This is a genomic window from Chryseobacterium indologenes, assembly GCF_018362995.1.
Taxonomy (GTDB): Bacteria; Bacteroidota; Bacteroidia; order Flavobacteriales; family Weeksellaceae; genus Chryseobacterium; species Chryseobacterium indologenes_G.
In genome coordinates this window covers 1,810,899-1,824,204 of the sequence record NZ_CP074372.1, presented here as the reverse complement: position 1 = coordinate 1,824,204, position 13,306 = coordinate 1,810,899, and the positions used below count along the sequence as shown (strand labels likewise).

Genomic DNA, 13,306 nt, shown 5'->3' with positions numbered 1-13,306 from the left:
AAGAACGGGCTATTTTAGCTCGTTCTTCTATTTTAGGAGATGGAAGGAGCAAAAACAACAAATCTCATAAACTCTCCAATCTAAAAATCCAGAGTTTTTTTCCAGAGATTAAATACAATATTTAGATTCCTCCGGAATGACAAGTGTGTGGATTGATAGATTAAATGCTTAGTTTGTCCATCTGTACAAATCTATACTTTCACCCAAGCTCACATCCCGAAACACGAATCTCAAAATCCCGTATCTTGTTCCCACTCTTAAACCCTCTTATTCTCAAACACTCAAACTCAATAGCTCAGAATAAAGTCCTATTTTTGCTATATGAAAAAATTCTTTCTGATTGTTGCTCTCATCATTACTCAATCTGCATTTTCCCAGCAGACCGACTTTCTGAAAATAAAAAAATACAGGGTTAATTATCTGAATGATAATATTGAAGAAACTTCCGGACTTGATATTTTAAACGGAAAATTATACACTTTCAACGATAGTGGAAATCCAGCCGAACTTTTTGAAATTGATAAAAATAATGGCGAAATCATCCGAACACTTAAAACCAATTTGATTAATAATGATTGGGAAGCTTTGGCAAATGACGGTGAAAATTTTTATATCGGAGATTTTGGAAACAATACCGGAACAAGAAAAGATCTGATGATCTATAAAGTTCCTTACGAACGTCTTGATACTTCTGTTAACATTAAAATTCCTGGCTCAGAAAGAGCTTTAGATGGAAGCACAATTTCTTTTTATTATCCTGAGCAAACCGAATTTACTTCTAAAAATACCAGCAATAATTTTGATGCAGAAGCGATGATCTATCTGAATGGCAAACTGCATATCTTCACTAAAGAATGGGCTTCAAAAGCAACGTCACATTATATTGTAGATCCTGAAATTTCAGAACTGCAAAAAGCAGAAAAAACAGAAACCTATAAAACAGGTTTTGTCGTTACAGATGCTTCCTATTTTGATAAAAAGCTTTATTTGGTGGGATATACCAGGAAAACGGAAGTCTTTTTAGATGTTTTTACAGAGACGGAGCCCGGAGTTTTTTTCAAACAAAAGCCTAAGCACTATTATTTGGGAACGGCTCTTTCATTAGCTCAGATTGAAGGGATAAGCGTAGATGAAACAGGAATTTATATTTCCGGGGAAAAATTTAAATCTCCACTGGGAACTACAAAGCCCTCTTTTTATTTTATCCCGAAAGATCAACTCAAAGATTAATTTGTCTTAAAATTGAGCGAAAAAAATTATCTTTGTGAGAATTAATAATTATTCACCCAGCATTCGCAGATTGTGGCAAATACAGTAGAACAGATTAAACAACCGATCAATGATGAAATGAAACTTTTTGAACAGAAGTTTTATGAATCAATGCAGAGTAAAGTAGCTTTATTAGATAAAGTAACCCGTTTTATTGTTACCACTAAAGGAAAGCAGATGCGCCCAATGTTTGTGTTTCTTTGTGCTAAACTTGTGGGCGAAGTCACAGAAAAGACGTATCGTGGTGCTTCTATGATCGAGCTGATTCATACTGCAACTCTTGTACATGATGATGTGGTGGATGAGAGTTTTAAACGTCGTAATTTCTTTTCAATCAATGCTTTGTGGAAGAATAAGATTGCGGTTTTGGTAGGAGATTATCTTTTGTCAAAATCGGTATTATTATCTACAGACCACAAAGATTATGACTTGCTTGGAGTTATCTCCAGAACAATCCGTGAAATGTCAGAAGGTGAACTTCTTCAGTTGGAAAAAGCCAGAAAGCTGGATATTACTGAAGATGTTTATTATGAGATTATCCGCCAGAAAACAGCAACTTTGATTGCAGCATGCTGTGAAATAGGAGTTCTTTCCAATAATGCAGATGAAGCTTTAGCTAAGAAGATGATGGACTTTGGAACCTTTACAGGAATGGCATTTCAGATTAAAGATGATCTTTTCGATTATTTAAGTTCAAACGTGATCGGAAAACCGGTAGGAATAGATATTAAAGAACAGAAAATGACCCTTCCTCTGATTCATACCCTGAAAATAGCTGATGAGAAGGACAGAAAGTATTATTTCGATACCATAAAACGATACAATAACAATCCCAAACGTGTAAAAGAGCTTATAGAGTTCGTCAAAACCTCTGGCGGATTGGAATATGCTATTACGGTTATGAAAGATTTTCAGCAGAAAGCCAAAGATATTCTGGACGAATTCCCGGATTCTGAAGCCAGAAAATCATTGCATATTATGCTTGATTATGTAATTGAAAGAAAATTCTGATGTAAATATTTTTTTATCAATCCCGGTTTTTATTCTCTTATTTCCTTTAATCCTGCATGGTTATTGAGTTCTTATTATTGGACATGAAATAGCCTTATCTCTCAATAATTCAATGAGTTGTGATTAGGTTGTTCTTTTTGTATTAGTAAATTACTGTAAACTAATATTTTGCATAACTCAAATAAAGTGTTTGTTAATAATTCATTGGTTTTCAATATAATTGTTGTTTATTTGTCGTTACAAAAAAACAACAAATAATGAAAAAAATTCAGACAATGATGGTAGCGTGTGCTATCAGTTCAGGCTTTCTCACGTATGCTCAAGTGGGAATAGGCACTCAAAATCCCCAGACAACTTTTCATATTGACGGTTCTAAAGACAATCCTGTTACGGGAACTCCTTCAGTAGCTCAACAGGATAATGATTTTAGCGTAACTTCTACTGCTAAAGTAGGGATAGGCACAATCTCTCCAAGTGAAAAGCTGGATGTGGCATCCGGAAATGCCCGTATCCGTAATATTAATTCGAATATAGGTATCGGAGGAACTGACAGAGTTGTTGTAGCTGATGCTACTGGAGTACTAAAGACTATAGATTTCACTGCTTATTCTCTGTTTCATGCGCGTTTAGCAGCTAACCAGAACATCAGTTCTTCTACAATTACTACTTTATTATTTGCTTCACCGATAGCAACTTCTCCCTTTTACTCTTATAATGCAGGAACTGGCGTATTAACCTTCAATCAGGCTGGGAATTATCTGATAACGTTACAGGCAAGTTTTACCAATATGCCTGCAGATACTCAGTTGCTCATTGGTATCAGACCTGTACCGGATGCTAATTATCTGGGAAGAGGAAGCCATTATAATGCAGTTGCTTCTTCAGGAACGGTAGGTGAGTTGATGAACTATACAACCGTAGTGGTAGCTCCCACAGCAGGATATCAGATCCGTTTTACAGCAGCTCCCAATCAAAATGCTACGATTATTGCAACAGAAACAGGATCTACAGGAAGTGGAAATGTTACCAATGTAACTGTTCAGAAGATATAATTCTATCTTTACTCTAATCAAAACAAAAGTGTTTTGTATAGGTTTTCGGGAAACTGGAAATATATACAGAACACTTTCTTTTTTTATATTCAGAATCTGATATTGCTTCAGTTTAAAAATAGAAAGAGTTTAATAATAAGTTCTCATATTTTCCTGTGATTATCCTTATATATTACCATGAAATATAGAATTGAGCGAAAATTTTAAATTAAATAATTTTCAGGGTTACAATAATAACAGCTAGAACTATACAAAATAAAGCGATTAAAAATAAATAATCCGCAATACCCTCAAAGGTAGATTCGCGCTTTTCAATTTTCGTTCTGATAGCCAGAAAAGAAAAGAAGCAGCTGCAGGCAAAAAGAATACAGGCAAATCCTGCAAATTCGTCCAAATACGTACTCTGACTGATCTTAGAAATTTTCAATGAGGTAATAATGATTAAAGAAAATCCTAAAAGATTGCTGGAAGCATTCAAAATGTGAGGTGACTTTTTTTCCATCATTTACAATTTTTATCAAAATAAAGCACAATTTTTTTTATTATCAAATTTTTAAAAAAGATTATTAAAAATTAAAATTAATTTAAAAAGTGTATATTAGCAAAATACTTGAAGATTAAAAAACTTTTTTACTTAGCTATGCAAACAACCTATATTGAAACACAGCAAATATCCTTTCAAGATTTTAAAAATCAGATACTTGAAGACTACAGGTTAGGAAGGATCTCTCGTGAAATGTCTTATCTCGGAAGGAGAGAAGTACTCACTGGAAAAGCTAAATTCGGAATTTTTGGGGATGGAAAAGAACTTCCTCAGCTTGCTATGGCGAAAGTTTTCAGAAATGGGGACTTCCGTTCAGGATATTACAGGGATCAGACTTTTGCATTGGCAATAGATGCCTTAACAGTAGAAAGTTTCTTTGCACAGATGTATGCAGATACAAGCGTGGAAAGAGAGCCTGCTTCAGCCGGAAGACAAATGAACGGGCATTTCGCAACAAGAAGTTTAAATGAAGACGGAAGCTGGAAAGATCTGACAGCTCAGAAAAATATCTCTTCAGATATTTCTCCTACAGCAGGACAAATGCCAAGATTATTAGGATTGGCTCAGGCTTCTACAATTTATAAAAGTGTAAAATTTGAAGGTTCAGAAAAATTCTCAAGAGAAGGGAACGAAATTGCTTTCGGGACAATTGGGGATGCTTCTACGGCAGAAGGTCACTTCTGGGAAACTCTGAATGCAGCATGTGCACTTCAGGTTCCTATGATTGTTTCTATCTGGGATGATGGATACGGAATTTCAGTTCCTACTAAAAATCAAAGAGCAAAAGCTGACATCAGCGAGATGCTAAGTGGTTTCCAGAGAAAAGAAGGCGATAATCAGGGATGTGAAATCATCCAGGTGAAAGCTTGGGATTATCCTGCATTATTGGATGCATATGCTAAGGCAGAACATTTTGCAAGAACAGAAAGTGTACCGGTAGTAGTTCATGTCATTGATGTTACTCAGCCTCAGGGGCACTCTACATCCGGATCTCACGAAAGATATAAAAATGAAGAACGTCTGGCTTGGGAAGCTGAGTATGACGGATTGGCAAAATTCAAAGAATGGATTCTGAACTATTCTATTGAAATTGATGGAAATGAAGAGGTGATTGCTACTGCTGAAGAGCTGGAAGCTATTGATGAAGAAGCAAAAAAGATTGCAAAATCCGGACAGAAAACGGCTTGGGAAAACTATCAGAAAGCAGTTTCAGAACTTATTCAGTCTATCTTACCTTTAGTAGAGAACCTTAAAGGACAGAATGCTGAAGTGGAAACCTACATTTCTCAATTCAATAAGCTTGTTTCAAAAGCTAAAAAGGACATTTTCCATTTAGTAAGAAAAGCTTTACTGGTAACAAGAGGAACCCATTCTGCAGAAAGAAATCAGTTGATGCAGAAATACAATGAAGTTGCTGCAGTAGAAAAAGACAACTATTCATCTCACCTATACTCTCAGTCTGAGTGGAAGTCTGAAAACATTAAGGAGATCAAGCCGGTATATTCCGACAGTTCTGAAGATGTTGATGGAAGAGTAGTTATCAGAAATAACTTTGACAAAATTTTTGAAAAATATCCTGAAACCTTAATCTTTGGTGAAGATACCGGAAATATCGGTGACGTAAACCAGGGATTGGAAGGAATGCAGGAAAAATATGGTGCTTTACGTATCGCTGATACAGGAATCCGTGAAGCAACGATTCTTGGACAGGGAATTGGTATGGCAATGAGAGGTTTAAGACCAATCGCTGAAATCCAGTACTTAGACTACGTTCTTTACTGTTTACAAGGAATGAGTGATGATCTGGCAACCGTACATTACAGAACGAAAGGAGGTCAGAAAGCTCCATTGATTATCAGAACTAGAGGTCACAGACTAGAAGGAATCTGGCATTCAGGTTCTCCAATGGCTGGTATTCTTAACCTTTCAAAAGGAATTCTGGTATTAGTACCTAGAAACCTTACAAAAGCTGCCGGATTCTATAATACAATGCTTCAGGCCGACGAACCTGCGATCATCGTAGAATGTCTGAACGGATACAGATTAAAAGAGAAACAACCGGATAACTTAGGAGAATTCACAGTTCCTGTAGGGAAAATTGAAGTAACTAAAGAAGGAAAAGATGTTACTTTGGTCACTTACGGTTCTACATGGAGAATTGTAACAGAAGCTGCTAACGAATTGGAAAAACTGGGGATTTCTGCAGAAGTAATCGATATTCAGTCGTTGATTCCTTTCGATTTATCTCACGAAATTGCTGAAAGTGTTAAGAAAACAAACAGATTAGTCGTGATTGACGAAGATGTGGAAGGAGGAACTACAGGATTCATCTTACAACAGATCCTTGAAAAGCAAAAAGCATTCAGATATCTGGATTCTGATCCGTTAACGATTGCAGCAAACGATCACAGACCTGCGTATGCAAGTGATGGTGACTATTTCAGTAAGCCGTCTGCAGACGATATGGTAGAAAAAATCTACGCAATGTTTAATGAAACAAATCCTCAGAAATATCCAGCGATATTCTAATTGGGATTTTAAATAAATTTTGAAACCGCTTCCTTTTGGGAGCGGTTTTTTGTTTGTTAGTCCTTTTCAGCCAAGGTAATCCTCAGTTTATTCAAAGTATTCATCAGGGTTATACTTGCTGTAAGTTCTACAAATTCCCTTTCCGTGAATTGCTCTATCAGCTTTGATTTGATATTTTGCCAATCATCTTTATTGTATATGATAGCTTCAGCCCATTCTAAAACAAGCTTTTGTTGATTATCGAAGGCATTGGTGTGTTTCCAGCCCGGAAGTCTGTTAATGACATCCTGTTCAAAGCCAAAATCAGAGAGTTCTTTTGCATGATAGCTGCAGCAATAAGCACAGCCATTAATTTGAGAAACCCGAAGTTCAACGAGTGCAATTAATTTTTCATCAATCCCGGATTTTCTAATGCTGTTGTGGGCTTTATACAGATTTCCAATAGTTTCTTTTGCAATTTCTTTGTAATTCATAATGAAAATTTTTCTGCAAATTTGCATCAGAAACATTTCAGAACCTATATACTTACTTTTTGGTTATACACTTACCTTTTTGAAAGTACAATTTAATATAAAAGGCTATCAAACATTGACAGCCTTTTTATTTTTCACATCTTCATTCAAAAAAGAGCAATCTTTATCTTCATGTGATCCTTTTACCTGATATTTCGCTTCCCATTCTTCCAGTAAATATAAAATTGGTAGTAATGCCAATCCTTTTTCTGTAAGAGAATATTCCACGCGTGGAGGAAGTTCTTTAAACTCCTTACGGATAACCAGTCCATCGGTTTCCATTTCCCTTAGCTGATCAGTTAATACCTTTCTGGAAATGACATTAATGCGTACTGCCAGTTCTCCAAAACGTAACCTCCTGTCTTTAATAACAAGAACTATAATAGGCTTCCATTTGCTTCCTAAAGCGGCCATAGCCTTACCCAAAGGACAGCTGTATTGCATTAATTCATTCTTTTTCATAGGAAAATCTTTATTTTAATACCATATGAAACCGGAATTTCATACGTTACTTTGATGTTACTAATGTAAGTTACTGCGAAGTTACCACTATTTTTTTAATAAAAGATACAAAAGTGAACTATTATTAGTTACTTTGTGTAACAATTATAAAATATAAATTTAAATATGAGCACATCATCATTATTTAAACCGTTTCAATACAAAAATTTACAGCTTAAAAATAGAATCGTAATGGCTCCTATGACCAGAGCACAATCTGACAATGGAGTTCCTACACAAAGCATCGCAGACTATTATGGGAGAAGAGCGGCTTCAGAAGTAGGATTAATTCTTTCCGAAGGAACTGTGATCAACAGACCGGGATCAAAAAATATGCAGAATATTCCGGATTTCTATGGAACAGAAGCTTTGAACGGATGGAAAAATGTAATCGATACTGTACATCAGAATGGAGGTAAAATGGGACCTCAGATCTGGCATGTAGGTGATACAAGAATGTCTGAAGACTATCCTTTGGTTCCAATGGAAAAAGCTTCCACAATGACCATTGAGGATATTCAGGATACGATAGCACAGTTTGCAGCGTCTGCAAAATCAGCAAAAGACCTTGGTTTCGACTGTATTGAAATTCATGGGGCCCACGGATATCTTATCGATCAGTTTTTCTGGGAAGTTACCAATACAAGAACAGATGAATATGGTGGTAAAACATTAAAAGAAAGAAGCAGATTTGCAGTTGATGTCGTGAAGGCAATCAGAGCGGCAGTAGGAGAGGACTTTACCATTATCATTCGTCTTTCACAATGGAAGCAGCAAGATTATAAAACCAGACTGGCATTTACTCCTAATGAAATGGAAGATTGGTTATTACCATTAAAAGAAGCAGGTGTAGATATTTTCCACTGTTCACAACGTCGTTTCTGGGAACCGGAATTTGAAGGTTCTGATTTAAACTTTGCAGGATGGGCAAAAAAAATTACCGGACAACCAACCATTACAGTAGGTTCTGTAGGCTTAAATGGAGATTTTCTTAATGCTTTTGCAGGACAGGGAACAGAAAAAAAAGATCTTACAGAATTAATCAGAAGACTTGATAATGAGGAATTTGATCTTGTTGCAGTAGGAAGAGCGATTTTACAGGATTATCAGTGGGTAAAGAAGATCAAAGAGGGGAATACAGAAGCTCTTTTAGATTTTTCAGCAGAAAGTATGAGCGTTTTATTTTAATATCAAAATGAATGGTGCATTCGCTTCGTGGTCAGTTTTTAACAGCATAATTTATTGACTCTTGAAGTAGAATTAACAATTCAATCTGGTATTAAATCAGCATAATTCACTTTATTTTATATTTAATTTTCACCTATTTATTAAAGAACCCGATTTCAGAATTTCTGAGATCGGGTTTTTAACAGATTTAAATATCTAAAACTGCCCTTTAAATGGCAGAAATGATTTCTTTACAAACCAATATTCTTGGTTGGCTTCAATTGCTTTAAGATACTTTTTGGGATTGCATTTTTGTGAACAAGAATTGCTGTTGATTTATATTCAACATAAGGTCTTGTTACGTAAATATATCCTGCAAAATCATTGGTTATTCCCCATGAGTTTTTCACCATATAATATTCTTTACCAGTTTGGTCTTTTGCCAGACCTACGATATGCATACCGTGGTCATCCGTTGTAGAAAGATTATTAAGGGCTTTTTGGCGGATATCTTCAGTGATCGTTTTATCTTTTTTAGGCTCTGTAAACAAAGTCTGTTTGTTCTCAGCAGTAATCTGATCAAGATCCATATCAGGAACATAAGCCACACCGTTTTTGTAAGAGAAATAAGGTTCAGAAACATCAGTTGCCCAACCTACAGAATATCCCTTATTTACAGCATTGTCAATGATTGCTGTAAGATCTTTCATCGGTACATTCCAGTCAGAATCGTGGCTCCAGTTATCAGGAATCGGAACTACAAATTTCTCATAATAAGCATAATCTTTATAAGATGATAATTCTACATAATCTTCAGGATTGATTCCTACCACTTCCTTTGCAAATGTTTTCGGAGTGTAGTTTTTCCCTTCATACGTAAAGCTAGCAGGTACTTTTCCTAAATATTCATCAAGAATAGCATCTACAGAATCCATCCAGTTATCCGTCAGTTTTCCTTTTGAAGAAGCTTGAACAAGACTGTCAAGAACCGGCTTTAGTTTCCCCTGCATTTCCTTGAAGTTATTGGTAGTTTGTCCTGCTTTTAACCCTGAATACACATCCTGAGGAACAGCTCCATACTTTTTGTACATATTGATTACGTCGTGAAGTTCTCCTCCGTCACCCCAACTGATCGCTCCATTATTTAAAACATATAATTTCGCTTTATCATGATAAGAGTTTCTTGCTGTAAAAATTTCGGCAAGATCTACAGGTTTTTTGCCCATTCTCTGCATTTCAGATTCAAGGAATGAATTTCCTGAGTAGCTCCAGCAAGTTCCTGAGGAACCCTGGTTCTTTACAGAAGTTGCTCCAACGTCCTTTAACGTTGTGAACTGAAAATTAGCATTTTGTGATTGGTTGTTTTTTAACTTGTTGATTAAGTCATCTTGGGCAAACATCATACTTCCTGCAGACAAAACAAAAAGTAATGATGCAATTTTGGCATTTTTCATTACTATAAAAAGATTATTTATATTAAGAGTCGTTGATAATAGAGATTTGTTACAGAAGGAAAAGTTAAATTTGAAATGAAAAAAAATACTTTTCCACTATTTTTCTAAAAAAAATAATCATGTTTCCAACCCCTGCAAAAGTTTCTGCATCTATAATAATATAACTCCTGACTATGGAACAAGAATTATTACTAGAATGCCAGCGTAGCAACCGAAATGCACAGCGGAAGGTCTACGAGAAAATGGCGGGCAGGCTTTACGCAGTCTGCAGACGCTATTTGAAAAACGATGAAGATATAGAAGAAGTATTGGCCGATACGTTCTACAAAATTTTCACGAAAATTACCCAGCTTCAAAATGCTGAAACCTTTGAAGCATGGGCGAGAAAAATTGCGGTGAACGAATGTCTGCAAAAATTAAGATCTAATAAGGGATTACTGATTTCTCTTGAAGAGAATTTCATAGATCATTCTGAAGGAACTACAGAAAACCTTTCTCTGGAAAAAGATATTTTAAGTTTACTGAATTTTCTCCCCGAAGGCTGTAGAGCGATTTTTAACCTTTTCGCTATTGAAGGATATCCTCATAAGGAAATAGCAGCCATGCTTTCCATTAGCGAGGGAACATCAAAATCACAGCTCAATTTTGCACGAAAAAAACTGCAGGAACTTTTAGTCAATCAAAACATTTAAACTTTTACAACAATGGAAAATAATCATATAGATCAACAATTCAATGAAGCTTCCAAGCTTTCAGAAGAACCAACTGTTTTTCCTGGTTTTGAAAAAGTATGGGGGAAGATTGAAGAGAAATTAGATAAAAACGAAGAGAAAAAGAGATCCATTCCTATTTGGCTGCCATATGGTATTGCTGCAAGCTTATTAATTGGCATGGGAGCTTTTTACTTTATGAATAAAAAAGAAGCTGTGGCACCTTTACAACCTGTAATTGTAAAAAATACAACTTTAAGAGGGCCGATTAACAAAACAGATATTGCAAAAATAGATAGTATAACAAAGGTTAATATTCAGAAAGAAAAGAAGATTGTTAAACCTACAGAAAATCTGGCGGTCAATCTGGATCCTACCAAATATTCTGTGACGGTTCCTTCACCTCCGGCTTTACCAATTCCTGTACCTTCAGATCGTGTGTATCAACCGATAATCTCTGAGTATTATACTGAAAGAGAAACCAATGCTGATAAAAAAGCAAATTATATTTCTTCCGGTCAGAGAAAAGATACCAATCAGGTTAAAAATATTGAAGAGGTAGTTGTAATGGGATATTCAAAGACAGTTAAAAGAAATTATGTAACAGAATCCAATGCAATAGCAAGTACTTCTATCAGTAATCAACCACAGCCTGCCACTTATTCATCGTTACAGGGAAGTGCCCCTGGAATACAGATAAGTACTTCTTTTGGTAATAAAAATAAGGTTAACAGTATTCATCAAGGATTTCTTAGTAACAGTAACCCGATCATGATCAGAGGAGCAGCTTCTGTTTCATCAGAAAATGCCCCTTTATATGTAGTTAACGGAATATTGACAAAAGCTTATGACTTCAAAAATTTAGATCCTAACAGAATTGAAAGTGTGAATGTCTTAAAAGGTAGCTCTGCTACAGCAATCTATGGAAGTAAGGCAGCAAATGGAGTAGTTGTGGTAACTACCAAAGATCTTTCAAGAAGGGAAAGAAAAAGAATGAAAAAACTTCAGGAAGAAATCAATAAGCAACAGCAGGTTTCGTCAGTAACTCAGAATGATGAAAGCTATGATGCCTTTGTTGAGAACCCTTTTGAACTCACACGAAGCCAGCCGTTGTCTACTTTTTCTATTGATGTTGATAATGCGTCTTATTCCAATGTAAGAAGAATGATCAATAACGGACAGAGAGTTGATAAAAATGCAGTAAGAATCGAAGAGATGGTTAATTATTTTAAATATGATTATCCACAACCTCAAAATGAAGATCCTTTTTCAATTAATACTGAATACAGTGAATCTCCATGGAATCCGAAGCATAAATTGCTTAAAATAGGACTTCAGGGGAAGAATATTCCAATGGATCGTCTGCCTGCCTCAAACCTTATTTTCCTTATTGATGTTTCAGGCTCAATGAATGCTGAAAATAAGTTACCCTTATTAAAGTCTTCTTTTAAAGTATTGTTGAATCAACTCAGACCTAAGGATAAAGTTGGAATTGTAGTGTACGCAGGAAGTGCAGGAATGGTTTTACCCCCAACTTCAGCAGCAGAAAAAGATAAAATTATAGAGGCATTGGATCATCTTCAGGCAGGAGGAAGTACAGCTGGTGGAGCGGGAATTGAATTAGCCTATAAATTGGCACAGGAAAACTTTGTGAAAGATGGTAATAATCGTGTCATTATAGCAACGGACGGAGATTTCAATGTAGGAATGTCTTCAACTTCAGATCTTCAAACATTGATTGAGGATAAAAGAAAATCAGGAGTCTTTTTAACATGTTTAGGTTTTGGAATGGGCAATTATAAAGACAATACCCTGGAAACCCTTGCAGATAAAGGAAATGGAAATTATGCTTATATTGATAATATGCAGGAGGCGAATAAGTTTCTGGGGAAAGAATTTGCAGGAAGTATGTACGCTATAGCCAAAGATGTCAAAATTCAGATTGAATTTAACCCTGAATATGTAAAATCATATCGTCTTATCGGTTATGAGAACAGAAAACTGAAAAATGAGGACTTTGTCAATGATAAAATAGATGCTGGGGAACTCGGAAGCGGACATATCGTTACAGCTTTATATGAAGTGATTCCTGCAGATGTACAATCAGATTTTGTTCCCAAAGACAACGATTTGAAATATACTCAAAATACCTCATCAAAAGAGTTTGGAGATGAACTGGCAACCATAAAGTTCAGATATAAAAAACCAGATGGAAATACCAGCCGTGAGATCAGTAAGATTATTAAAAACGATGGCAGCAGGATATCTTCAGCAAGTCCGGATTTTAAATTTGCTTCTTCCGTAGCTTGGTTCGGTTTGGTACTCAGAAATTCGGAACTGATTACGAGAAAAGATCTTTCTGATATTGAGAAACTGGCTAAAGAAGGGAAAAATAAAGATGAGGAAGGCTACCGTTCAGAATTTATTAGACTGATAGAGAGTTATAAAACAGTTCAAAAGTGATGTTAGGAAGAGAGATTTCTTCGGGAATTTCTCTTCTTTATGTAGAAAAAATCGGTTTATCAAATATTTATTGATCAGTTTAAATTTATTTTAA

At 35.6% G+C, this 13,306-nt stretch carries 11 protein-coding genes; 7 read left to right on the top strand and 4 right to left on the bottom strand.

Annotated features, from left to right (window positions below; all coding sequences use genetic code 11):
- The first annotated feature begins 321 nt into the window (after window positions 1-321).
- From DYR29_RS08195 to DYR29_RS08185, 3 genes are all read left to right on the top strand, one after another.
- On the top strand, window positions 322-1,230 hold the full coding sequence (locus DYR29_RS08195) for a hypothetical protein (protein ID WP_213280073.1): 909 nt from the start codon (window positions 322-324) through the stop codon (window positions 1,228-1,230).
- Window positions 1,231-1,302: 72 nt separating this feature from the next.
- Window positions 1,303-2,280: a polyprenyl synthetase family protein gene (locus tag DYR29_RS08190; RefSeq protein ID WP_213280072.1), complete on the top strand. Its 978-nt coding sequence runs from the start codon at window positions 1,303-1,305 to the stop codon at window positions 2,278-2,280.
- Window positions 2,281-2,537: 257 nt separating this feature from the next.
- Complete coding sequence (locus tag DYR29_RS08185; protein WP_213280071.1) at window positions 2,538-3,332, top strand: hypothetical protein; 795 nt, start codon at window positions 2,538-2,540, stop codon at window positions 3,330-3,332.
- Window positions 3,333-3,540: 208 nt separating this feature from the next.
- On the opposite strand, the gene DYR29_RS08180 is transcribed toward DYR29_RS08185, so the two are convergent.
- Window positions 3,541-3,834: a hypothetical protein gene (locus tag DYR29_RS08180; protein WP_047421833.1), complete on the bottom strand. Its 294-nt coding sequence runs from the start codon at window positions 3,832-3,834 to the stop codon at window positions 3,541-3,543.
- A gap of 138 nt (window positions 3,835-3,972) precedes the next feature.
- Between DYR29_RS08180 and DYR29_RS08175 the strand changes: the two genes are divergently transcribed.
- Complete coding sequence (locus tag DYR29_RS08175; protein WP_213280070.1) at window positions 3,973-6,405, top strand: alpha-ketoacid dehydrogenase subunit alpha/beta; 2,433 nt, start codon at window positions 3,973-3,975, stop codon at window positions 6,403-6,405.
- A gap of 56 nt (window positions 6,406-6,461) precedes the next feature.
- Here DYR29_RS08175 and DYR29_RS08170 read toward each other — a convergent pair whose 3' ends face one another.
- Together DYR29_RS08170 and DYR29_RS08165 are read right to left on the bottom strand one after the other, a co-directional pair.
- Window positions 6,462-6,878, bottom strand: a complete 417-nt coding sequence (locus tag DYR29_RS08170; protein WP_213280069.1) for a carboxymuconolactone decarboxylase family protein — start codon at window positions 6,876-6,878, stop codon at window positions 6,462-6,464.
- Window positions 6,879-6,986: 108 nt separating this feature from the next.
- The gene (locus tag DYR29_RS08165; RefSeq protein WP_213280068.1) at window positions 6,987-7,379 is read right to left on the bottom strand and encodes a winged helix-turn-helix transcriptional regulator; all 393 of its coding nucleotides are present in this window, start codon (window positions 7,377-7,379) and stop codon (window positions 6,987-6,989) included.
- Between the two features lie 165 nt (window positions 7,380-7,544).
- Here DYR29_RS08165 and DYR29_RS08160 point away from each other — a divergent pair, with 165 nt between their 5' ends.
- Window positions 7,545-8,606 (top strand): NADH:flavin oxidoreductase, encoded by a 1,062-nt coding sequence (locus DYR29_RS08160; RefSeq protein WP_213280067.1) that lies wholly within the window; start codon window positions 7,545-7,547, stop codon window positions 8,604-8,606.
- A 230-nt stretch (window positions 8,607-8,836) separates the two neighbouring features.
- Here the strand turns inward: DYR29_RS08160 and DYR29_RS08155 are convergent, their stop codons facing one another.
- A complete protein-coding gene (locus DYR29_RS08155; RefSeq protein ID WP_213280066.1) occupies window positions 8,837-10,039 on the bottom strand; it encodes an aminopeptidase C in 1,203 nt (400 codons plus the stop codon).
- A gap of 173 nt (window positions 10,040-10,212) precedes the next feature.
- On the opposite strand from DYR29_RS08155, the gene DYR29_RS08150 reads away from it, so the two are divergent.
- Together DYR29_RS08150 and DYR29_RS08145 are read left to right on the top strand one after the other, a co-directional pair.
- Window positions 10,213-10,731 carry an RNA polymerase sigma factor gene (locus DYR29_RS08150; protein WP_213280065.1) on the top strand — a complete coding sequence of 173 codons (519 nt, stop codon included), beginning with the start codon at window positions 10,213-10,215 and terminating at the stop codon, window positions 10,729-10,731.
- A gap of 12 nt (window positions 10,732-10,743) precedes the next feature.
- Window positions 10,744-13,212 (top strand): vWA domain-containing protein, encoded by a 2,469-nt coding sequence (locus tag DYR29_RS08145; RefSeq protein ID WP_213280064.1) that lies wholly within the window; start codon window positions 10,744-10,746, stop codon window positions 13,210-13,212.
- The last annotated feature ends 94 nt before the right edge of the window (window positions 13,213-13,306 follow it).